Raw genomic sequence first — 21,699 nt, forward strand, 5'->3', positions numbered from 1 at the left:
AGCCCCTGCCTGACAGGAAGAGTTAAAGGATTTGCCACGCCGTGAGTGGTAGCCGGCTATGGCGGGGGTTGATCGTTGACCAACCCCCGACGGGATTACAGGGGGTTGCGCGTGGTCTGGCCATCCACCAGGCGCTGGATGCCCAGCGGATTGGCGTTTTTCAACGGCTCGGGCAGCAGGCTGTCCGGGTAGTTCTGGAAGCACACCGGGCGCAGAAAACGGTCGATGGCCAGCGTACCGACTGACGTGCCCCGGGCATCCGAGGTCGCCGGGTAAGGCCCGCCATGCACCATGGCATCGCACACCTCGACACCGGTCGGATAGCCATTGATCAAGATGCGCCCGACTTTTTGTTCCAGCAAAGGCGTCAGCCCGCCGAACTGTTGCAAGTCCTCGGGCTCGCCAATCAGGGTGGCAGTCAGCTGGCCATGCAGGCTCTGGATCGCGGCGTCCAGTTGGGCCGCGTCTTGCACTTCGATCACCACCGTGGTTGGCCCGAACACTTCTTCCTGCAACACCGGATCACCTTCCAGCAACAGCCGCACATCCGCCCTGAACACCTGCGGCTGTGCTTGCGCGCCATGCTGGGCAAGGCCTGCAAGGTGTTCGACAAGGGCATGTTCGGCCAGTTGGCTGACCCCCTTGGCGTAGCTGCGCAAGGTGCCCGCATTGAGCATGGTCTGCGCGGGTTGTTCATTGATTTGCCCGGCCAGTTGCTCGATGAAGGCGGTGAATGCGGGCGAGCGCAGACCGATCACCAGCCCGGGGTTGGTACAGAACTGGCCGCAGCCTTGCACCACCGAGGCGGCCAACTCGCGGGCCACCGTGGCGCCACGCACCTGCAAGGCCTGCGGCAGGATGATGACCGGGTTGATGCTCGACATTTCAGCGAACACCGGAATTGGCTGCGGCCGCGCCGCGGCCATGTCACACAACGCGCGCCCGCCCTTGAGCGATCCGGTGAAGCCCACGGCCTGAATCGACGGGTGCTTGACCAGCGCCTCCCCGACGCCTGCGCCATAAATCATGTTGAACACGCCTTGAGGCATGCCGGTACGCTCGGCGGCACGCAAAATGGCATCGGCCACCTGTTCGGCAGTAGCCATGTGCCCGCTGTGCGCCTTGAACACCACGGGGCAGCCAGCCGCCAGCGCTGAAGCGGTATCCCCCCCTGCCGTGGAAAAGGCCAGCGGAAAGTTGCTGGCGCCAAACACGGCGACCGGGCCAAGCCCGATGCGGTACTGGCGCACATCCGGACGCGGCAGCGGGGTGCGCTCAGGCTGCGCCTGATCGATGCGGGCCGCGTAAAAATCACCACGGCGCAATACCGTGGCGAACAAACGCATCTGCCCGCTGGTGCGGCCCCGTTCGCCTGCGATTCTGGCGGCCGGGAGCGCGGTTTCACGGCATACCAGCGCCACAAACTGATCGTCCAGGGCATCCAGTTCATCGGCAATGGCGTCCAGAAACGCTGCGCGGCGTTCAGCGCTCAATGCTTTGTAGGCCGGGTAAGCGGCGGCCGCAGCGCAGGCGGCACGGTCCACCTCTTGCGCGGTGGCCTGGTAAAAGTCGTAGGGCAGTGCCTGGCCCGTGGTGGCGTCCACACTGTTAACGATGACGCTGCCTTGGGCGCTGCGTTGGCCGCCGATGTAGTTGTGGCCGAGAATCTGAGTCATACCTGCTCTCCTTTTAAAGTGTGCCGACAGCGCCGGGCTCGAACACCGCGTCAACCGGCGCAATGCCGTTGATCAGCGGTGCGCCGAAGGCCGACTGGGTGATTTCAAAACGGTCGCCCGCACGGGTGCGTACGCCATCAGCGAAAGACAGCGTCGCCGTGCCGAAAAAGTGCACGTGCACATCGCCCGGCCGTAAAAACTGGCTGTATTTGAAGTGGTGGTATTCGAGGTTTTCCAGGCTGTGGCACATGTTGGCTTCGCCGCTCAGGAACTCGTTCTCCCAGAGCACTTGACCATCACGCAGGATGCGGCTGCTGCCGGACAAATGCCGGGGCAAGTCGCCGACCCGCAGCTCCGGGCCAAACGAGCAACTGCGCAGTTTGGAATGGGCCAGGTACAAGTAGTTTTTGCGCTCCATCACGTGGTCGGAGAACTCATTGCCCACGGCAAAGCCCAGCCGGTACGGCTTGCGGTCATGACCGATGACATACAGGCCGCCGATTTCTGGCTCTTCACCCGCGTCTTCGGCAAACGGCGGCAGCGGGAACGGTTCGCCCGGCCGCACGACAATGCTGCCATCGCCCTTGTAAAACCATTCGGGTTGCACCCCGGCCTGGCCGGCGTCGGGTTTGCCACCCTCCACGCCCCATTTGAAGATGCGCATGGTGTCGGTGAGTGCGGTGTCGTCGTGGGCCTGCTGGTGCATTTTGTCCCGGGCCGAGGCGCTGCCCAGGTGGGTAAGCCCGGTGCCACTGATCAGCATGTGGGCCGGGTCCGGGTGATCCAGCGGCGGCAAGATCCGGCATTCAGCCAGCAACGCCTGATAGTCATGGGTGATGCCCAGCCCCAGCGCTTCGATCTGCTGTGCCAGCGACACCCCGGCGTCGATCGCGGCCAGTGCCACCTCGCGCACGCTGGTGCAACCGGTCACTTCGCGGATCAGGTCGTCCTGCACCACGCCCACGCGGCGCTGGCCATTGTTCAATTCAAACTGTACTAAACGCATGTTGAGCCTCACTGGGGCAATTCAGGGATGGGTGGCAGGCTGGGCGCTGGCCGCGAATTCACTGGGGTTGAGCACGTGCTTGCGTTCCAGTTGGCGGTACACCACGACGGTCAGGCACAGGCCGAAGACCATTACGCCCGACAGGAAATACAGGCCAGAGGCCAAGTGCCCGGTGTAGTCCTTGAGCGCGCCAATCACGAACGGGCCGATGTAGCCGCCCAGGTTGCCCACCGAGTTGATCAGGGCTATTCCGGCCGCGGCACTGGCCCCCGCAAAGAAACGCCCGGGCAAGGTCCAGAAAATCGCAGTGCAGGAAAACAACGCAAACGCCACCAGGCACAGCGCGGCCAGTTGCATGACCGGCACGGTCAGCCAGGCACTGAAGAACAGGCCGATGGCGCCCAGCACGTACAGCACGCCGAGGTGACCATAGCGGTCGTTGAGGCGGTCCGAGCTGCGCGGGATAAACAGCAGGCCGATGATGCCGAACACATAAGGCACCGACGACACAAAACCGGTGGTCAGGTCGCTGCCGCCAAACTGTTTGATGAGCGTCGGCAGCCACAGCCCGAGCCCGTAAATGCTCAACGTGACCGGCAGGTAGAACAGCGCCAGCAACAGCACGCGCTTGTCTTTCAAGGCATGCAACGGGTTGCCGTGCCGGGTCTGCCCGTAGGCTTGCAGGTCTTTTTCCAGCTCACCCATTAACCAGTCTTTTTCACCCTGCTCCAGCCAGTTGACCTGTTGCGGGCCGTCCGGCAAGTAGCGCAGCACCGGCCAGGTCAGCAGGATCGCCGGGGTGCCGATCACGATGAACAGCCATTGCCAGCCATGCAGGCCGAGCACGCCGTCCATGCCCAGCAGACCGCCGGAAATAGGCCCGGTGATCATCATGGCGATGGGTTGCGAAAGGATGAACAGCCCCAGAATCATGCCCCGGTGGCGCACCGGGAACCATTGGGTGATGTAGTACAGAACGCCCGGAAAGAACCCGGCTTCGGCCACCCCCAGCAGAAAACGCATCACATAAAAACTGTGAGGCCCCTGCACAAAGGCCATGCCAATGGTGATGGCGCCCCAGGTGATCATGATGCGGGCAAACCAGCGTCGCGCGCCGAAGCGCTCAAGCATCAGGTTGCTGGGGATTTCCATCAGGAAGTAACCGATGAAGAACAGGCCCGCGCCCAGTCCATAGGCGGCGTCGCCAATGCCGACGTCGGCCCCCATGTGCAGTTTGGCGAAGCCCACTGCCGAGCGATCCACGTAGGCAATCAGGTAGAGCAAGACCAGAAAGGGAATCAGTTTGAGCGTGATGCGACGAATAAGCCGGAGTTCCTGGCTCATGAGACGGTCTCCCATTGTTTTTGTTATGGCACCTCTGGAGTGGCCTCAGGTGAATACACACCAGGATCAGCTCTCAGTCGAATCGACTATATAGTAATACTATTTACTCAACAACACTTCCAAACTGGCTTTTTAAGCGCTACTTTAGGGTCATAAAAATTAATTAGTCATACAATAAGAGAGCCGCCATGTCTGATAAAACCCCGCCACTGCGTTCCGCCCAATGGTTTGGCAGCGCTGATAAAAACGGCTTCATGTACCGCAGCTGGATGAAGAATCAGGGCATTGCCGACCACCAGTTTCAAGGCAAGCCGATCATTGGCATTTGCAATACGTGGTCGGAGCTGACCCCGTGCAACGCGCACTTTCGTACCATTGCCGAACACGTCAAACGCGGCGTGATCGAGGCCGGGGGCTTTCCCGTTGAGTTCCCGGTGTTCTCCAACGGCGAATCCAACCTGCGCCCTACCGCCATGCTGACCCGCAACCTGGCGAGCATGGACGTCGAAGAAGCCATTCGCGGCAACCCGATCGATGGCGTGGTGTTGCTCACCGGCTGCGACAAAACCACCCCCGCCCTGCTGATGGGCGCCGCCAGCTGCGACGTGCCAGCCATCGTGGTCACGGGCGGCCCGATGCTCAACGGCAAGCACAAAGGCAAGGACATCGGCGCAGGCACCATCGTCTGGCAAATGCACGAGTCCTATAAAGCGGGCAACATCAGCCTCGACGAATTCCTCTCGGCAGAAGCGGGCATGTCGCGTTCGGCCGGTACGTGCAACACCATGGGCACCGCTTCGACCATGGCCTGCATGGCCGAAGCATTGGGCACCTCACTGCCGCACAACGCGGCCATTCCGGCGGTGGATGCGCGGCGCTATGTGCTGGCTCACATGTCGGGCATGCGCGCGGTGCAGATGGTGCGCGAAGACTTGCGCCTGTCCAAAGTGCTGACCAAAGAAGCGTTCGAAAACGCGATCCGGGTCAACGCCGCGATTGGCGGCTCGACCAACGCCGTGATCCACCTCAAAGCCATTGCCGGACGCATCGGCGTAGACCTGGAACTGGACGACTGGACCCGCATCGGGCGCGGCACGCCGACCCTGGTGGACCTGCAACCGTCCGGGCGTTTTCTGATGGAAGAGTTCTACTACGCCGGGGGGCTGCCTGCCGTACTGCGGCGCATGGGCGAGCATGACCTGATCCCGCACCCGAACGCGCTGACCGTCAATGGCCAGAGCCTGTGGGACAACGTGAAAAACTCACCGATTTATGGCGACGACGAAGTGATCCGCGCCCTCGACAACCCGTTGGTGGCAGACGGCGGCATCTGTGTGCTGCGCGGCAATCTGGCGCCTTTGGGCGCGGTGCTCAAACCCTCGGCCGCCACCCCGGCACTGATGAAACACCGCGGTCAGGCGGTGGTGTTTGAAAACTTCGACATGTACAAGGCGCGCATCAACGACCCTGAGCTCAAGGTCAGCGCCGACTCGATTCTGGTCATGAAAAACTGTGGGCCCAAGGGTTATCCGGGCATGGCGGAAGTCGGCAACATGGGCCTGCCCGCCAAGTTGCTGGCCCAGGGCGTGACCGACATGGTGCGCATCTCGGATGCGCGCATGAGCGGCACCGCGTACGGCACCGTGGTGTTGCACGTCGCGCCGGAAGCAGCGGCAGGCGGGCCTTTGGCGACAGTGCAGGAAGGTGACTGGATCGAGCTGGACTGCGCGTCCGGGCGTTTGCACCTGGACATCCCGGACGCTGAACTGGCGGCCCGGCTGGCGGACATTCAGCCCCCGCAAAAACTGCTGGTCGGCGGGTATCGTCAGCTGTACATCGATCACGTGATGCAAGCCGATCAGGGCTGTGATTTTGACTTCCTGGTGGGCTGCCGTGGCGCCGAGGTGCCACGCCATTCCCATTGAGTCCATGCCACCGTCGACGACGCGGCCAGCGGCTTCGTCGTCGACGTCAATGTGAGGTGTATAAGCCTTGAGTCCGCGCCTGCTATGATCGGCGCTTTTCACCGACAGGATCGACTCGCCCCCAATGGATTACCGTCAGCCTTCCGAGCGCAAAAGCATGCATGCGCGCATCGTTCAAGAACTCGGCATGCAGATTGTTTCCGGGCGTTTCAAACCCGATGAGAAATTGCCGGCCGAAGCCTTGCTGTGCGAGGAGTATGCCGTCAGCCGCCCGGTGTTGCGCGAAGCGACCCGGGTATTGCTGGCCAAGGGGCTGGTCTACTCCAAACCCCGGGTTGGCACCGTGGTCAAGCCGCGCCGCGAATGGCACATGCTCGACCCGGACGTGCTGCATTGGCTGATGCAGTGCTCGCCGCAAAATGAATTTTTTGCCTTGCTCACCAGCGTGCGCAGCATCATTGAACCTGCCGTCGCGGCCCTCGCCGCCCAACATGCGACCGACGAGGACGTGGCGTCGATCCGCGAAGCCTACGAGCGCATGGAAAACGCCCCCACGCCCGAAGCCCTGCTGCAACCCGACCTGGATTTTCACAGCCGCATTGCCGATGCCACCCACAACGACCTGTTGGCCAATTTGTGCAACATGTTGTCACTGGCACTGCGCGAGGCGTTGAAGCATTCGAACCGCCGCCCCAACCTGCATGAATTGGCGCTGCCCCGGCACAAGGCAATTTTGACCGCCATCGAAAACCATGACGCGCTGGGTGCGCGCCATGCAACGCTGGTTCAACTCGATGACGCGCGCACGGCGCTGGACGTGGTGCTGGGGCACAGTCACTGACCGGCCCCACCGCTCCTGCTTCGCCCCGCCCCGTCAGTTGACCGGGGCGAAACCTCGCCCGGCGTGTTTACGCCAGACTTTTGCTCACCACTTCAAACACGTCGCTGGACAGGTCACCGCAGGTGCGGATGCGCTCAAGTTCGGCCTTCATCAGCGCCTGACGGGCGCTGTCGTATTTGCGCCAGCGGGTCAGTGGCGCCAACTGCCGCGAGGCGATCTGCGGGTTGAAGGCGTTAAGCTGGATCACCAAGTCCGCCAGGAAGCGATAGCCGGAGCCGTCCGCCGCATGGAAGTTGATCAGGTTCTGCCCCGCAAACGCCCCGATCAACGCCCGGACCTTGTTCGGGTTCTTGAGGGTGAACGCCGGGTGCTGCATCAACGCCTTCACCCGCTCCAATCCACCGGGCAAGGTGCAGCCAGCCTGCACACTGAACCACTGGTCCATGACCAGCGGATTGTCTTTGAAGTGCTCGGCAAAACTGGCCAGCGCCTTGGCCTTCTCGGCGTCGAACGGTGAGTTGACCAGCACCGCCAGCGCCGTCAGGCGCTCTGTCATGTTGTCGCTGTGTTCGAATTGCTCCAGAGCCGCAGCCAGTACTTGCGGCTTGCCGGTAAGCATCAGGTACGACAGCGCGATGTTTTGCAGGGCGCGGCGGGCAAAGTGTTCGGCTTGCGCCACGTACGGCGTGGCTTTGGACACCTCGCGGTTCGCCTGATAGCGCGCCCACAAAGCCTCATGCAGGCTTTCAGCCAGGTGCTGGCGGGCAAATTCACGGGCCGCGTGAATGGCGTCGACGTCAGCGATTTCGCTGATTTCGGTCAGGTAAGCCTCGCCCGGCAAAGACAGCATCTCGGCCACCATCGCCTGATCCAGTTGCTCATTGCCCAACACGCTGCGCAAGGCGGCTACCAGACGCGGGTCCATGACCAGCGCTTCACCGCGCTGATGCTGGCCAATCAGGTCTTGCAACACTTGCACCGCCAACTGCTGGCCGGCTTCCCAACGGTTGAAACCGTCGGTGTCGTGTTGCATGAGGAACATCAGTTGGTCGCGGCTGTACGGAAAGTGCAATTTGACCGGCGCCGAGAAGCCGCGCAGCAAGGACGGCAGCGGCTGTTGGGCCATGCCGGTAAAGGTGAAGGTCTGTTGCGCCTCGGTAACCGACAACACCCGGTGGGTGCCCACCGCCGCCGACTCGCCTTGCAGGTGCAGCGGGAGTTCCTCGCCGTTGGCGTTCAGCAAGCCCAGCGCCACCGGGATCACGAACGGCAGCTTTTCAGTCTGGCCGGGGGTAGCCGGGCAGCTTTGGGCGAAGGTCAGGCTGTAGGTCTGTTTAGCGGCATCGTAGTGTTCAGTGACATTCAGGCGCGGCGTACCGGCCTGGCTGTACCAGCGCTTGAACTGGGTCAGGTCCACGCCATTGGCGTCTTCCATGGCCTTGATGAAGTCGTCGCAGGTGACAGCCTGACCATCGTGGCGGTCGAAATACAGGTCGCTGCCTTTACGGAAGCCTTCGGCCCCCAGCAAGGTGTGGAGCATGCCGACCACTTCCGAGCCTTTTTCGTAGACGGTCAGGGTGTAGAAGTTGGAAATCTCGATAAAGCTGTCCGGGCGCACCGCATGGGCCATGGGGCCGGCGTCTTCCGCGAACTGATGGGTGCGCAGGTAGGCCACGTCTTGGATGCGTTTAACCGTGGGCGAGTTCATGTCCGCCGAGAAACCCGCGTCGCGGAACACGGTGAAACCTTCCTTGAGCGACAACTGGAACCAGTCGCGGCAGGTCACGCGGTTGCCTGACCAGTTGTGGAAGTACTCGTGGGCCACAATCGCTTCGACGCGCTGGTGCGCGGCGTCGGTGGCGGTCTCGGCACGGGCCAGCACGGCGCTGGAGTTGAAGATGTTGAGGCCCTTGTTTTCCATGGCGCCCATGTTGAAGTCGTTGACGGCCACGATCATGAAGATGTCCAGATCGTACTCACGGCCGTAGGTGTCTTCGTCCCAGCGCATGGATTTCTTCAGGCTGTTCATCGCGTGCTGGCATTTGTCGATGTTTTCCGGTTCGACATAAATGCGCAACGCCACCTCGCGGTTGCTCCGGGTGGTGAAGGTGTCTTCGACGCACCACAGATCACCGGCCACCAGGGCAAACAGGTAGGCCGGTTTCTTGAACGGGTCTTCCCAGGTCGCCCAGTGCCGACCGTCTTCTACAGGGCCGCTGCCCACCGGATTGCCGTTGGACAGCAGCACCGGGTACTTGTGTTGGTCCGCGATCACCGTGGTGGTGAAGATGCTCATCACGTCGGGACGGTCGAGGTAATAGGTGATTTTGCGGAAGCCCTCAGCCTCGCATTGGGTGCAAAACAGGCTGCCGGACGTGTACAGGCCTTCAAGTGCAGTATTGGTCTCGGGGTGGATTTTGACGCTGGTATCCACCACAAACTGCGCGCGTTGCGGGCGCAGGGTCAAATGGCTGTCGGTGAGCTGATAGTCAGCGGGGGGCAGCTCCACGTCATCGAGTTTGACCGACAGCAGTTCCAGCTGCTGCCCATCAAGCGCCAGTGGCGGCAGACCCTCGCCCCGGGCCGGATTGCGGCGCATCACCAGTTGCGCATGAACCAGCGAGTGGTCCTCGAACAATTCAAAGGTCAGGTGCGTTTCGTCGATCAGATACTCGGGCGCCTGATAGTCCTTGAGGTAGATCATTTTGGGTTGTTCGGTGCGCATGCTGGAGTCCTTTTACTGATGCACGGCCAGCTGGTAGGCCGTGTATTTGCGAATGTTGATAACGCCGGTGTCGAAGATCAGGTATTGGCCCTTGATCCCCATCAGCGTGCCTTCCACGATCGGGTCTTTGTCCAGGTTGAAGCTCACGATCTTGCTCGGGTACTGCTCGACCGGGTAACGAATCTCGACAGGCTCGACGCCTTGCAACGGTTGGACCGCCTGCAGACCAAATCGCTCCTGCAGCTGTTGCAGGCCCTGGGCGCAGCTTTCAAACAGTTGCTCACGCACGGCAACGAGGTCCACCGGGGCCGCATCACCCTTGAGCAGTGCACGCCAGTTGGTACGGTCTGCCACCTGAGAGCGGAACAGGTCTTCGACAAACCCCGATTGCTGGCGCGTGGCGACCCGCACGATCGGCAGCGCCTGGCTGGCGCCCTGATCGAGCCAGCGGGTGGGCAGTTGCGTGGCACGGGTAATGCCGACTTTAACCCCCGAGGAGTTGGCCAGGTACACCACGTGGTCAGTCATGCAGAACTGCTCGCCCCACGACGGATCGCGGCAGGTGCCAGCATCATAGTGGCAACGCTCGGGGCTCATGATGCAGACGTCGCACTGCGCCAGCTTGGTCATGCACGGGTAACAGTAGCCCTGGCTGAAACTCTTCTTGGTTTTACGTCCGCAATGGGTGCAATTGATGGTGCCCAGGTACTCCAGACGCAACCTGCTGCCGATCAACGGATTGACCGGCACCTCGGTATCGCCTAGCCGAAATGCGTATTGAACGGTCGGCGCCTCAAGGCTGGCCGACATCTTGCTGATTGCACCGCGACCAATCTCAATCAATGGATAGCATCCGATTTGAACAGGATGTTAGGCACCGAAATGGATTTGGAGCTGCACTCTTGCGGGCCCATGTAACCGGTACGTTGTTCTTCGGGCAGGTTTTGCACTTCCCAGGCGATCATGGCCTGCAACGACAGCTCACGCTGTTCGGCGGTCAGTTTGTTGCCGTCCGCCCATTTGCCGATTTCCACGGCCAGTTTCAGGCTCTGATAGATCTCGGGGGTGATGTTTTGGATCATTTCGTTGAAAGAGGACATGGTTCGTTTCCGCTCTTGAACATCAGATGAGGTGTATGCGGTCGCTGCCCGCGCAAGGCAGCAACCCCAGGTGTTTCATTTAGCCTGCTTGCGGCGCGCCCACAGCCCGCCCAGCAAGCCGGTCAGGCAACCGATCAACAACCCGCCGACGTGAGCGGCGTTGGCGATCTGGCCGAAACCGATCAGCGATACCAGTCCGGACATGCACACGGCCAGCCAGACCAGCATCATCACCAATACCCCACGAGGCAGGCGATACAACGGGTTCGGCGCCATGAGCTGGTAAATCCACACATGCCCCAGCAAGCCGTACAGCACGCCGGACATGCCGCCGAACAGGCTCGGGCCGCCAAACAGGTATTGGGCGAAGTTGGACACCAGGCTGAACAACAAGCTCAAACCGATCAGGTTGATGCTGCCCTGACGCAGTTCAACGCGTCGACCCAGTTCCCAGTACCACATGCCGTTCATGGCGATGTGCAGGAAACCGAAGTGAATCAGCATCGGGCTGAACAATCTCCACCACTGCCCTGCCGCCAGGCTATCCGACAAAGGTGTGAACTGGATGTATTGGCCGCGGATGCTGAAATCAAGGAACGTCAGCCCGCTGAGAACCGACAGGTTTTCACCCAGTTGCGTCACCACGGCCACGATCACGCACAGCAGCAGGATAGTCGCGGTGGCCGGGCTGTCACGCAGTTGCTGGACCCACCCCGGGCGTGCCATGGCCGGCGGGCGATCGACAATCGGCACGTGGCCTTCGGGGTCGCCTTGAGGGAAGCGTGCGTACAGGCTGCGCACCTCTCCGGCAATGCTTTCGGGCGCCCAGACCACTTGCTCGCCTGCCTCTTCGCTGACCCGATGCGGCACGTGCATGCGCTGGAGCAGGCTGACAAATCCGCTCAGGTCAACCGACAGGGGTAAGCGTAAAACCTCAACACCACTCATTGAATAGCCTCCGGGCGATCAACGTCCACCCATACAAATTTGTGCGGATCGAGGCGTTTTTCCTGATCCAGACGGTAGGCCACCAACTTGCCGTACAACACGGCGCTGTAATCCAGGCAGGCCAGGTTAGGCCGGATCGGCGCGGGTTTGCCGCTGCGCCAGTAATGCCCGACGAACAACATCGGCTCTTCAATGCCATAGCGCAGCAAGGCGCCTTTTTCGGAGGGCGACAGCGGCTTACGGGCCACCCGTTCCGGCAAGGCGTCTGGCTGGAACACAATGTCACCGTAGGTTTTGGGGTCGTCTTCCCAGAATTTGGTGCGGAAGAACGAACGCGTCAGGCCATCCCCGCCGGTCAGTGTCATGCCGTCGGGCAGGCGCATGTCGGTGCCGCGCAGCAGGCGGTTAAAACTCATGCTGGCAAAGCTTTCAGGCTCGGCCGCCGCTTGCAGGAAATGTTCATCGATGCAGCCATCGGGAAATTGTGCACGCAAGGTCGCAATCACGTCGGCGTCCCAGCAGGCATGCACCACGCGGAACCGTCCGGCGTCGACAAACAGCGGCATGTCGTAAAACCATTGCACGAACTCGCGCCATTCGCCGGGGTAGTGCGCAAATTGCTCCAGGGTTTCGTGGATCAGCCGGGTATGGCGCGGGTTGTGCTCACGCACAAACTGCTTGCCACTGCCCGCCGGGGCCGGGGTGCACCAGCCCAGCGCGTTGAATTCGTGGTTGCCCATCAGGCACAGCGCCTGACCGGCTTGCACCATGTCATAGACGATATGCAGCGATTCGCGGATCCGCGGGCCACGGTCAATGATGTCGCCGAGGAACACCGCCATGCGCTGCGGGTGCCGCCAGACACCGGCAAGTTTGCGATAGCCCAGACGCTCCAACAGATGCTCAAGGGTATGAGCACAGCCATGCACGTCACCGATCAGATCGTAACTGCGCGCCGGATCGAGCATCAGTCGCTCCTGCCGCCCAGTCGGCTGCCCCAGCCAAGCTTGGTCCGGCACACTTCATAGTAGTTGTGGTCCAGCGGGTGAATCAGGCGCAGCTTTTGCGCCTTTTTGCTCACGGTGATGGTATCGCCCGGCGCGCAGGTGAAATGGTTCTGACCGTCGCAGGACACCTGCGGGTAAATCTGCATGTCCTTGGCCACCACGATTTTCAGTTCGCTGTTGCCGTCCACCACAATCGGGCGGCTGCTCAAGGTGTGCGGGTACATGGGCACAATGACGATGGCATCCAGCTTGGGGTGCATGATTGGGCCGCCAGCCGACATGGCGTAGGCGGTGGAGCCGGTCGGCGTGGCGACGATCAGGCCGTCGGCCTTCTGGCTGCAAACGAACTGCCCGTCAATGTGCAATTCAAATTCGATCATGCGCGTGGACTTGCCGGGGTGCAGCACCACGTCATTGAGGGCGTCGCCCTGGCCAATGGCTTCGCCGTGACGGCGCACTTCGGCCTGCAGCAGAAAGCGGTTTTCCACCAGATAGTGGCCGTCAAGCACTTCGGCGACTTTGACTTCCAGTTCATCGGGACGGATATCGGTCAAAAAGCCCAGGCTGCCACGGTTGATGCCCAGCACCGGGACATTGTGCCGCGCCAGCGCACGGGCGGCGCCGAGCAAACTGCCATCGCCGCCCACCACGATGACCATGTCGCACACTTCACCGAGCATTTTGCGCGACGAGGTTTGCAGGCCATGGCCGGGCAGCACTTCGGCGATGGTGTCTTCGAGGATCACGTGCATGTGCCGCTCGAGCAGGAATTTTTTCAGTCGGCGAACCGTGTCGAGCACTTGAGAACTGCCCAAACGACCAATGATGCCGATATTACGAAAGTGCTCCATGAGGCTCCTGCGGGGTACGTGACGGGCGAAAACAGCGATTATGGGCGAAAGGACACGATAGACAAAACCCTTTCAGCCCGTGAGCAAAAGGCTATGCTCGCAGAATGATCCTCTTCCCCGACTTGCTCAACCTGCCCCGCCAGTTACGTCACCCCGAGGTGCGTGATCTGGCGTGGGTGATTCTGGCCCCGCCCATGCTCAGCCAAACGCCCTGGCCTCAGCGCCACCCGTTGACCGGTAGCGACTGGGTCCAGGCGCCACATTGGCTGGAAAACTGGCTGCGCGACCTTGACCGGCACAGCGAGCCATTGCAGCAGTGGCTGGCGCTGGCCACCACCCGCAGGCTGGGGCGTTACTACGAGCGGCTGTGGCAGTTCGCCATAACCCACGCCCCCGGTGTCGAGCTGGTGGCCGCCAACCTGCCCATTCGCGTGGGCGGGCATACGCTGGGCGAGCTGGACATGCTGATACGTGACCGTGACGGCGCGCATCATCTGGAACTGGCGATCAAACTTTACCTCGGCCCGCCACACGGCGACGGGCACGACCCGGCGCTCTGGCTGGGGCCGGGCAGCAATGACCGGCTGGACCGCAAGCTCACGCATTTCAGTCAGCATCAGTTACCGATGTCCAGCCGCCCAGAATGCCGCGAGATTCTGGCCGCCCTGGACATTCAGCATGTCAGTGCGCACCTGTGGCTGGGCGGTTACCTGCTGTATCCGTGGCCCGGTGAAGCGCAGCCTCCGGCCGGCGCGCATCCGCTGCATTTACGCGGCCGCTGGCTGCACCAGCGCGACTGGCCCGCGTTTGTCCGCCAAAGGCCCGCCGGGTGCTGGCAGCCCTTGCCGCGTCATGCCTGGCTGGCACCTGCGCACTATGGGCCGGACGGGCTTTGGGGGGACGCGCAATTGCAGGTCTGGCTGGCTGAACTGCACCCGCAGGCTCCCGCGCAGCTGTTGGTGCGCCTGACGCCGACGCCTGAAGGCGATTGGGAAGAAGCCGAGCGCCTGTTTCTGGTCTCGGATCTATGGCCGCATGTGCCGGGCAACCCTGAAAACTGATGCATCTCAGCGCAAATGTGCGCAAACGTATTACTGTAAAGGAACTCCGTCATACAAGAGCGGAGGCTCAAGACCTGAACCGTGAGGAACGCCCATGTCCTGGAAAAGCTCCACCGACCGTTACAGTCGTATGTCCATCGCCCTGCATTGGGTGATGGTGCTGCTGTTTGTACTGATTTACGCCGCCATTGAATTTCGCGGGATTTTCCCGAAAGACAGCGACGGTCGCAACTTGATGAAAGATGCCCACTTCATGCTCGGCCTGACCGTCTTTGCGCTGGTGTGGCTACGGTTGCTGGCACGAACCCTCGGCGTGGCGCCGAAGATCACCCCGCCCCCGCCCGCCTGGCAAACCGCCTTGGCGACGCTGGTGCACTGGGCCTTGTACGTGTTCATGATCGCCATGCCGGTGATGGGTTATCTGGTGCTCAGTTACAACGACAAGTCTGTGTTCTTTTACGGATTCGACCTGCCACCCCTGACCCTCAAGGACGTGGACACCGCCAAACAGATCAAGGGCTGGCATGAGCTGGGCGGCACCCTCGGCTACTGGCTGATCGGCCTGCACGCGCTGGCCGGGCTGTTTCATCATTACGTGATGAAAGACAACACGCTGTTGCGCATGCTGCCTAAACGCAACTAAACAGCTGGCGCAAACCCCCGGCGGCCCTGCAAGCCGCCGGTGTGCACAAACACCACCCGCATGCCTCGCCTCACATGCCCCGCGTCCACAGCCTCTTTGAGCGCCAGCAACGCCTTGCCGGTGTACAGCGGCTCCAAAGGCACGCCACTGTCCAACTCGCTGCGCCGAATAAACGCCAACAGCGCCTCATCGACCCGCGCGAAACCGCCACGACTGGCCTCGATCAACTGATAGTCACCCACAGGGCTGCCCGCCTGCTGCAAGAGGGCGCGCACCGTGGGCGCCACCCCGTGGTCTTCGGGCACCGCCATGGCGCCATAGACCCTGCGCTGCCCGGCTTCAGCCAGCACCAGACCGGCCAGCGTGGTGCCCGTCCCCGCGGCCAGCCACCACGCGTCGTAATCCGCCCAGCCAAGCGCGGCCACTTGGTCACGCACCTGCTTGACCAATGGTGAACAGCCCTGCGCGCCCGCCAAACTGGCGCCGCCCTCGGGCACGGCCTGCAACTGCGGGTACTGCGCTTGCCACGGCCGCCAGAAATCAGGCGCATGCCGGGCACGATAACCGGCAAACCCCAGCCAATGCAGGTGCATGCCGAAGTCTTGCAGGTCACGGGTGGTGGGGGTTTCTTGAGGGTGCCCGCGCAGCAGGCCGACGGTGGTAAAACCAAAGCGTTTGCCCGCCGCCGCCAAGGCGTGCAGATGATTGGAGTGTGCGCCGCCCAGGCTGATCAACCCGTGAGCCCCCGCTGCATGGGCCGCGTGCAGCGGCTGATGCAGCTTGAACCACTTGTTGCCACTGACCAGCGGGTCAATCAGGTCCAGACGCAAGACAGCAACCTCAACCCCGGCCCTCGCTAGCCAGTCGAGGTGCAAAGGCTGCAAGGGCGCATACGGCTCCCAATCAATCAACGGCACACGCACGGCACACTCCGCTCAAAAATGAACGGAGTTTAAACCATCGGCTTTTTGATGGCCGCTACCGCCGCGCTTACAACTCGGCCGCCAGACGCGAGCCCTGATTGATCGCGCGTTTGGCATCCAGCTCGGCCGCCACATCCGCGCCGCCAATCAGGTGCACAGACTGCCCGGCCGCCTCGAGCCCGGCCTGCAAGTCACGCAGCGGGTCTTGCCCGGCGCAGATCACGATGTTGTCCACGGCCAGCAATTGCGGCTCGCCGTCGCCGATGCGGATATGCAGCCCGTCGTCGTCAATGCTCAGGTATTCAACGCTGTTAAGCATTTGCACGCGCTTGTTTTTAAGCCCGGTGCGGTGGATCCAGCCGGTGGTTTTACCCAGCCCGTCGCCCACCTTGGTTTTCTTGCGTTGCAACAGGAAGACCTGACGCGCAGGCGCCTCAACCTGAGGGGTGATACCGGCCACGCCGCCGCGGGCTTCAAGGCGTGTGTCGATGCCCCACTCCTTCCAGAACGCCTCGCGGTCCAGACTGGTGGACACGCCCTGATGCACCAGAAACTCCGACACGTCGAAGCCGATCCCGCCCGCGCCGATCACCGCCACGCTGGCACCCACTGGTTTGCGCCCAAGGATCACGTCCAGATAACTCAGGACTTTAGGGTGATCTACGCCCGGAATATCGGGGGTGCGCGGCGCAATACCGGTGGCCAGAATGATGTCGTCAAACCCGCCCGCTACCAACTGTTCAACCCCCACGCGGGTGTTGAGGCACACCTCGACCCCGGTGGTCTGCAGCAAACGTTTGAAGTAGCGCAGGGTCTCGACGAACTCTTCCTTGCCCGGCACGCGCTTGGCCACGTTGAACTGGCCGCCGATCTCGCTGGCCGAATCGAACAGCGTCACCTGATGCCCGCGCCCGGCCGCGACAGTCGCCGCCGACAACCCGGCTGGCCCGGCACCGACCACGGCGATTTTTTTCACATGGGTGACAGGCAGGTAGTTGAGTTCGGTCTCGTGACAGGCGCGCGGGTTGACCAGGCAACTGGTGAGCTTGCCGCCAAAGGTGTGATCCAGGCATGCCTGGTTGCAACCGATGCAGGTATTGATTTCATCACTGCGCCCGGCAGCGGCTTTGTTGACGAACTCGGGGTCGGCCAAAAACGGTCGCGCCATGGACACCATGTCGGCATCGCCCTCGGCCAGAATCTGTTCAGCAATGTCGGGGGTGTTGATGCGATTGGTGGTGATCAGCGGCACCGTGACCGCACCGCGTAATTTGGCCGTGACTTTGCTGAACGCACCGCGCGGCACTTTGGTGGCGATGGTCGGGATGCGCGCCTCGTGCCAGCCGATACCGGTGTTGATCAGGGTCGCACCGGCCTGCTCGACGGCCTGCGCCAGTTGCACGATTTCGTCCCAGACACTGCCGCCTTCCACCAGGTCCAGCATCGACAGGCGATAAATGATGATGAAATTCGGCCCGACCGCTTCGCGCACCCGGCGCACGATTTCCACCGGCAGGCGCATGCGGTTTTCGTAGCTGCCGCCCCAACGGTCGGTGCGGTGGTTGGTGTGGGCGGCGAGAAACTGGTTAATGAAATAGCCTTCGGAGCCCATGATTTCGACGCCGTCGTACCCGGCGCTCTGGGCCAGACGGGCGCAGGTGACGAAATCGCTGATCTGCTTCTCGATCCCGGCTTCGTCCAGCTCTTTGGGTTTGAACGGGTTGATCGGCGCCTGAATCGCGCTCGGCGCGACCTGGCGCGGGCTGTAGGCATAACGCCCGGCGTGGAGGATCTGCAGGCAGATCTTGCCCCCGGCGTCGTGGACCGCGCGGGTCACAACCACATGCTTCTCGGCTTCTTGCGCAGTGCTGAGCTTGGCCGCGCCGCTGTACACGCCACCTTCATCGTTGGGGGCGATACCGCCGGTGACCATCAGGCCGACGCCGCCCCTGGCGCGTTCGGCAAAATAAGCGGCCATGCGCTCAAAGCCGCCGGGCTTTTCTTCAAGGCCGGTGTGCATCGAGCCCATCAGGGTGCGATTGCGCAACGTGGTGAAGCCCAGATCCAGCGGGGCCAGTAAATGCGGGTAGTGAGTGGCAGTCATCAGGTTGCTCCACAACAGGCTGATTCACGGAACGCGGGATGCTCTGCGGCGCCCGTCGTTGAATGACAGGCACAGTAAAGCCCCGCCCGACCCCACTCAATGACCCAAAGTGACAAATTATTAACCCAATTGCGCAGCCCCTCTTGGCAAGCGCGCAGGCGCCACCTACCCTAGACGCCGAATCCCGCACTGGCTGTCTGCTCTATTTCTCATGCGTAAATTAATTGGCTGCACCTTACTGATCGCCGTTGCCGCCGCTGCAGGCGGGTACGCGTACTGGACCGAGCAACGCGACGTCGGCCATTACCTGTCCGACTTGCGGGTCGAGCTGGCACTTAACGACGGCGTCGACACCGGGCGTGGCAACCTGCTGGGGATCGAGCCGTTGCTGTCGCCCCGCGATTATCAAAGCCTTGATCTCCTGCATCTGAAGCTGGCGACTTACTTGAACAAGGCCCGCGACGCTGGCTTGCTCAACGAGAAAACCATCGTGGTGATGCCCGAACACATTGGCTCATGGCTGATGTTTCGCGGCGAAAAAGACGAGCTGTATCAAGCCGCAAACCTGAATGAGGCCATGCACTGGCTGGCCATCAGCAACCCGCTGAGCTTTGCTCGCGCCTGGCTGGGGGCCGAAGGCGAAAGCCGCCTCAACGACGCCCACCTGCGCATGAAAGCCAACCCCATGGCCGCCGACTATCAGACCCTGTTCGGCGGGCTGGCCAAAGAATTTGGTATCACCCTGGTGGCAGGCAGCATCGCCCTGCCCGACCCCCGTATCGAGAACGGCACCCTGCAGGCGGGCACCGGCGCGCTGTACAACAGCAGCGTGGTGTTCGACCGCCATGGCACGCCGATAGGCAAGCCCCAGCGCCAGTTGCTGCCCACCTACGAAGAACAGAGCTACATCCAGCCCAGCCCGGACCACCAGTTGAACGTGGTGGACACCCCGGCCGGGCGGCTCGGGATTCTGGTGGGCAGCGACAGCTGGTACCCCGACAACTACCGGGTGCTGAACGAGCAACAGGCGCAATTGATCGCGGTGCCCGCTTTCGTGACCGGCAAAGACACGTGGGATAACCCGTGGGGCGGCTATAAAAGCGTGTCGACGCCCAGCGAAATCAGCCTCAAACCCGGCGAAGTCAGTGAGGGCGCGGCCTGGCATCGTCTGACCCTGATCAGCAGCGTGCCCACCAGCACCGCCGAAGCCGGGATCACGGTGTTTTCCCAAGGCCGGTTCTGGGACAAACACAGCGTCGGCCAGAGCTTTATCAGCCGCAACGGCATCACCAGCCCGGACAGGCCCGTCTCCACGGCACGTTTGCTCAACCTCTGGCTGTAGACGATGAAGCCGTTGCCGATGCGTTTGGGGGATTTGTCGGTCGGTTTCGTGCAGCAGCTGGCGGATGCGGTGCGCAGCTGCGGTCATGACCCCTTGCCTTTGCTCGACCAGTACGGCCTTGATGCGGCGCGCTTGAGCCAGCCGATGGCGCGGCTCTCGATCCCGCGCTACATGCGCCTGGGGCATGCGGCGATCGCCTTGACCGGCGACCCCGCGCTGGGTTTGCGCATGGGGCAACTGAGCCGCCTGAGTCAGGCCGGGCTGGCCGGTGTCACGGCCGCGCAAGCCCCGACGGTGCGGGAAGCAGCGCGCACCCTGATCCGCTTCGAGGCCCTGTACGGTTCCAACTACCGTGGCCAGTCGAGCCTGCACGAAGATGCCCAGGGCGCCTGGCTGCGCTTTTACTCCATCAGCCCGTACAACGCCTATAACCGCTTCGTGGTGGATTCGATCATCTCGGGCTGGCTGCATCAATTGTCCGCCGTGGCCGACCGCCCGTTGACCTGCGAACACATCGAGATCGAGTTCAGCGAGCCTGAATACGCCGAGCAGTACAGCGTGCTGAGCCACAACCCGGTGCGCTTTCGGGCCGACACCAACCAGTTACGCCTCAATCACGCCACACTCGATCGGCGCAACCCGCAGCATTGCCCCAGCACCTGGGCGTACCTGCTGCAGTTGTGCGAGCGCGAACTGGAGCAACTGACCCGCACGCGCAGCCTGCGCGAGCGCATCACCCAGTTGTTGGGGCCGCTGCTCAACGGCGGTCGGGAACCTGATCTGGAAGAAGTGGCCGCACGCCTGAAACTGCCAACCTGGACCCTGCGCCGCAAGCTGACGGAGGAAGGCACGCAGTTTCGCGCCATTCTCAATGACACACGCCGCGACCTCGCCATGACCTATATCCGGGACACCGAACTGGCCTTTGGCGAAATCGCATATTTGTTGGGGTTTGCCTCAGCCGAGGCGTTTCAGCGTGCCTTCAAGCGCTGGAACGCTGAAACACCCGGAGAGTTCCGCCGCCGCCAGCGCCAGTCGGCCTAAGGCGACCGTGCGCAGTGCCGATCAAAGCTCGGTGGCGTCGTCGGCGGGCTCCAGCGGGTCCAGTTGGGACGCCTGATACTCCAGCAGTTCTTCCTGATAATCGTCCATGTCGGCATCCTTCTGTGTCTGTTGTCGTGTTCGTTCGAGCGTAAAGTGCCCGCATGAAGGAATCGTGACACCTTCGCAAACACTTTTATCACTCAACCGTAAACGTAGCAGATCATTTCAGATTTAACGGCCCGATTTATTGCGCTGGAGCAGGTTCCGGGCTGACCGGTGCCGTGACGGGTGCGGGCTCTGTCACCGGGTGCGGCGTTTCAGGCACAGGCGCGTCCGGCGCCGGGGCCGCTGGTGCGGTCGGCGCGCTCACCTCAGGGGTGACAGGGACTTCAATCGGCGTGATGGGGGCTGCTTCTGCGGGCGGAACCACCGGCTGCGACCCTACGGGCTCGACCGCAGGCGGCGCGCTCACCGGCGTTACGGCGGGCGCGACGACGGCCGGGGTTTGAGGCGTCAGTGCCGCAGGTGCGGCGTCGACCTTGGCAGGCGCGGTCTCGGGCACCCCCAGATCAGCCTCGGGTTTTTCTTCGATATGCGCGGCTTTTTTCACCTCTTTGGGCAGAAAGACTTCTACCAGGGAGAAGAAACGGTCATAAAACTGCGCCGACGACACGGTTTCGCTGGCCACCTTAACCATCGAATCATCGGTTGAACCGATTGGCATCGACACCGAGCCCAACACCCCGACCCCCAGGCTGGCGGAGTTGTTGACCTTCTTCAGCGCATAACGGTCCTGCAAGGCGTTGGCGAACATGGTGGAGTGATGCGCCGCCCCGCCGTCATCGGCACAGACCACGTTAAAGCTGATCTCCAGATGGCTTTCACCGGTTTGCTGGAAGCTTTTATGGCCGCTGATCATTTTCGGATCGCGGCTGGTGATGATGTAACCCTGACTGAGCAAGGCGCGGCGTGCGGCCTCGCACGACGCCTTGTCGGCCACCGGGTAATTGCGCGAGAACGTGCCGGAGTCATCGAAGTTTTCATGCTCATAGATCGCGGTTTTCTGCGTCGAGCAACCTGCGAGGCCGCTCAGCACAAAGGCCACAACCGCGGTACGCAAGGGGAATGACATAGACATTGAACATCCTGAAGAGAACAG

At 62.1% G+C, this 21,699-nt stretch carries 19 protein-coding genes; 6 read left to right on the top strand and 13 right to left on the bottom strand.

The window, feature by feature from the left end; all coding sequences use genetic code 11:
• Positions 1-95: 95 nt before the first annotated feature.
• Genes IF654_RS13310 through IF654_RS13320 form a run of 3 tightly spaced genes read right to left on the bottom strand, consistent with a single transcriptional unit; the run spans position 96 to position 4,026 of the window.
• Complete coding sequence (locus IF654_RS13310; protein WP_047282695.1) at positions 96-1,676, bottom strand: aldehyde dehydrogenase (NADP(+)); 1,581 nt, start codon at positions 1,674-1,676, stop codon at positions 96-98.
• A 13-nt stretch (positions 1,677-1,689) separates the two neighbouring features.
• Positions 1,690-2,682: an AraD1 family protein gene (gene araD1 / locus IF654_RS13315; RefSeq protein ID WP_194862325.1), complete on the bottom strand. Its 993-nt coding sequence runs from the start codon at positions 2,680-2,682 to the stop codon at positions 1,690-1,692.
• A gap of 21 nt (positions 2,683-2,703) precedes the next feature.
• Positions 2,704-4,026, bottom strand: a complete 1,323-nt coding sequence (locus IF654_RS13320; RefSeq protein ID WP_194862324.1) for an MFS transporter — start codon at positions 4,024-4,026, stop codon at positions 2,704-2,706.
• Positions 4,027-4,214: 188 nt separating this feature from the next.
• Here IF654_RS13320 and IF654_RS13325 point away from each other — a divergent pair, with 188 nt between their 5' ends.
• Positions 4,215-5,951: an IlvD/Edd family dehydratase gene (locus IF654_RS13325; protein ID WP_047282696.1), complete on the top strand. Its 1,737-nt coding sequence runs from the start codon at positions 4,215-4,217 to the stop codon at positions 5,949-5,951.
• A 124-nt stretch (positions 5,952-6,075) separates the two neighbouring features.
• Positions 6,076-6,792: a FadR/GntR family transcriptional regulator gene (locus IF654_RS13330; protein ID WP_194862323.1), complete on the top strand. Its 717-nt coding sequence runs from the start codon at positions 6,076-6,078 to the stop codon at positions 6,790-6,792.
• 67 nt (positions 6,793-6,859) lie between these two features.
• On the opposite strand, the gene pepN is transcribed toward IF654_RS13330, so the two are convergent.
• From pepN to IF654_RS13360, 6 genes are all read right to left on the bottom strand, one after another.
• The gene (pepN, locus tag IF654_RS13335; RefSeq protein WP_094987693.1) at positions 6,860-9,517 is read right to left on the bottom strand and encodes an aminopeptidase N; all 2,658 of its coding nucleotides are present in this window, start codon (positions 9,515-9,517) and stop codon (positions 6,860-6,862) included.
• Positions 9,518-9,529: 12 nt separating this feature from the next.
• On the bottom strand, positions 9,530-10,360 hold the full coding sequence (locus IF654_RS13340; RefSeq protein ID WP_047275511.1) for a DUF2797 domain-containing protein: 831 nt from the start codon (positions 10,358-10,360) through the stop codon (positions 9,530-9,532).
• Entirely contained in the window at positions 10,357-10,617 is a 261-nt protein-coding gene (locus IF654_RS13345; RefSeq protein WP_047275513.1) for a YeaC family protein, read from the bottom strand. Before IF654_RS13345 ends, IF654_RS13340 begins: the two co-directional genes overlap by 4 nt.
• A 75-nt stretch (positions 10,618-10,692) precedes the next feature.
• The gene (locus tag IF654_RS13350) at positions 10,693-11,565 is read right to left on the bottom strand and encodes a rhomboid family intramembrane serine protease (protein WP_094987694.1); all 873 of its coding nucleotides are present in this window, start codon (positions 11,563-11,565) and stop codon (positions 10,693-10,695) included.
• Complete coding sequence (locus IF654_RS13355; RefSeq protein WP_047275517.1) at positions 11,562-12,533, bottom strand: metallophosphoesterase; 972 nt, start codon at positions 12,531-12,533, stop codon at positions 11,562-11,564. Before IF654_RS13355 ends, IF654_RS13350 begins: the two co-directional genes overlap by 4 nt.
• Complete coding sequence (locus tag IF654_RS13360) at positions 12,533-13,423, bottom strand: NAD(+) kinase (protein ID WP_047275519.1); 891 nt, start codon at positions 13,421-13,423, stop codon at positions 12,533-12,535. The genes IF654_RS13355 and IF654_RS13360 overlap by 1 nt, the downstream gene beginning before the upstream one ends.
• Before the next feature lie 104 nt (positions 13,424-13,527).
• Here IF654_RS13360 and IF654_RS13365 point away from each other — a divergent pair, with 104 nt between their 5' ends.
• Positions 13,528-14,484: a DUF1853 family protein gene (locus IF654_RS13365; RefSeq protein WP_094987695.1), complete on the top strand. Its 957-nt coding sequence runs from the start codon at positions 13,528-13,530 to the stop codon at positions 14,482-14,484.
• 94 nt (positions 14,485-14,578) lie between these two features.
• A complete protein-coding gene (locus IF654_RS13370) occupies positions 14,579-15,127 on the top strand; it encodes a cytochrome b (protein ID WP_047275522.1) in 549 nt (182 codons plus the stop codon).
• On the opposite strand, the gene IF654_RS13375 is transcribed toward IF654_RS13370, so the two are convergent.
• Complete coding sequence (locus IF654_RS13375; RefSeq protein ID WP_094987696.1) at positions 15,124-16,050, bottom strand: 1-aminocyclopropane-1-carboxylate deaminase/D-cysteine desulfhydrase; 927 nt, start codon at positions 16,048-16,050, stop codon at positions 15,124-15,126. The two genes, IF654_RS13370 and IF654_RS13375, sit on opposite strands and share 4 nt — an antisense overlap.
• Positions 16,051-16,117: 67 nt before the next feature.
• Positions 16,118-18,154, bottom strand: coding sequence for an NADPH-dependent 2,4-dienoyl-CoA reductase (locus tag IF654_RS13380; protein WP_047275526.1), 2,037 nt, complete (start codon positions 18,152-18,154; stop codon positions 16,118-16,120).
• Positions 18,155-18,365: 211 nt separating this feature from the next.
• On the opposite strand from IF654_RS13380, the gene IF654_RS13385 reads away from it, so the two are divergent.
• Both IF654_RS13385 and IF654_RS13390 read left to right on the top strand, forming a co-directional pair.
• Positions 18,366-19,496, top strand: coding sequence for a carbon-nitrogen hydrolase family protein (locus IF654_RS13385; protein ID WP_047275528.1), 1,131 nt, complete (start codon positions 18,366-18,368; stop codon positions 19,494-19,496).
• A 3-nt stretch (positions 19,497-19,499) separates the two neighbouring features.
• The gene (locus IF654_RS13390) at positions 19,500-20,540 is read left to right on the top strand and encodes an AraC family transcriptional regulator (RefSeq protein ID WP_047280777.1); all 1,041 of its coding nucleotides are present in this window, start codon (positions 19,500-19,502) and stop codon (positions 20,538-20,540) included.
• 21 nt (positions 20,541-20,561) lie between these two features.
• Here the strand turns inward: IF654_RS13390 and IF654_RS13395 are convergent, their stop codons facing one another.
• Positions 20,562-20,744 (bottom strand): hypothetical protein, encoded by a 183-nt coding sequence (locus IF654_RS13395; RefSeq protein WP_139047512.1) that lies wholly within the window; start codon positions 20,742-20,744, stop codon positions 20,562-20,564.
• A 40-nt stretch (positions 20,745-20,784) separates the two neighbouring features.
• Positions 20,785-21,678, bottom strand: a complete 894-nt coding sequence (locus IF654_RS13400; RefSeq protein ID WP_047282701.1) for a DUF2242 domain-containing protein — start codon at positions 21,676-21,678, stop codon at positions 20,785-20,787.
• Positions 21,679-21,699: the final 21 nt, after the last annotated feature.

It is taken from the genome of Pseudomonas lundensis (assembly GCF_015377145.2).
Lineage (GTDB): Bacteria > Pseudomonadota > Gammaproteobacteria > Pseudomonadales > Pseudomonadaceae > Aquipseudomonas > Aquipseudomonas lundensis.

Coding starts and splice junctions, on each gene's coding strand:
- IF654_RS13355 (WP_047275517.1), bottom strand. CDS start 12,533: ATGCTCGATCCGGCGCGCAGTTACGATCTGATCGGTGACGTGCATGGC.
- pepN (WP_094987693.1), bottom strand. CDS start 9,517: ATGCGCACCGAACAACCCAAAATGATCTACCTCAAGGACTATCAGGCG.
- IF654_RS13320 (WP_194862324.1), bottom strand. CDS start 4,026: ATGAGCCAGGAACTCCGGCTTATTCGTCGCATCACGCTCAAACTGATT.
- IF654_RS13310 (WP_047282695.1), bottom strand. CDS start 1,676: ATGACTCAGATTCTCGGCCACAACTACATCGGCGGCCAACGCAGCGCC.
- IF654_RS13350 (WP_094987694.1), bottom strand. CDS start 11,565: ATGAGTGGTGTTGAGGTTTTACGCTTACCCCTGTCGGTTGACCTGAGC.
- IF654_RS13360 (WP_047275519.1), bottom strand. CDS start 13,423: ATGGAGCACTTTCGTAATATCGGCATCATTGGTCGTTTGGGCAGTTCT.
- IF654_RS13400 (WP_047282701.1), bottom strand. CDS start 21,678: ATGTCTATGTCATTCCCCTTGCGTACCGCGGTTGTGGCCTTTGTGCTG.
- araD1 (WP_194862325.1), bottom strand. CDS start 2,682: ATGCGTTTAGTACAGTTTGAATTGAACAATGGCCAGCGCCGCGTGGGC.
- IF654_RS13370 (WP_047275522.1), top strand. CDS start 14,579: ATGTCCTGGAAAAGCTCCACCGACCGTTACAGTCGTATGTCCATCGCC.
- IF654_RS13330 (WP_194862323.1), top strand. CDS start 6,076: ATGGATTACCGTCAGCCTTCCGAGCGCAAAAGCATGCATGCGCGCATC.
- IF654_RS13345 (WP_047275513.1), bottom strand. CDS start 10,617: ATGTCCTCTTTCAACGAAATGATCCAAAACATCACCCCCGAGATCTAT.
- IF654_RS13380 (WP_047275526.1), bottom strand. CDS start 18,154: ATGACTGCCACTCACTACCCGCATTTACTGGCCCCGCTGGATCTGGGC.
- IF654_RS13365 (WP_094987695.1), top strand. CDS start 13,528: ATGATCCTCTTCCCCGACTTGCTCAACCTGCCCCGCCAGTTACGTCAC.
- IF654_RS13390 (WP_047280777.1), top strand. CDS start 19,500: ATGAAGCCGTTGCCGATGCGTTTGGGGGATTTGTCGGTCGGTTTCGTG.
- IF654_RS13385 (WP_047275528.1), top strand. CDS start 18,366: ATGCGTAAATTAATTGGCTGCACCTTACTGATCGCCGTTGCCGCCGCT.
- IF654_RS13325 (WP_047282696.1), top strand. CDS start 4,215: ATGTCTGATAAAACCCCGCCACTGCGTTCCGCCCAATGGTTTGGCAGC.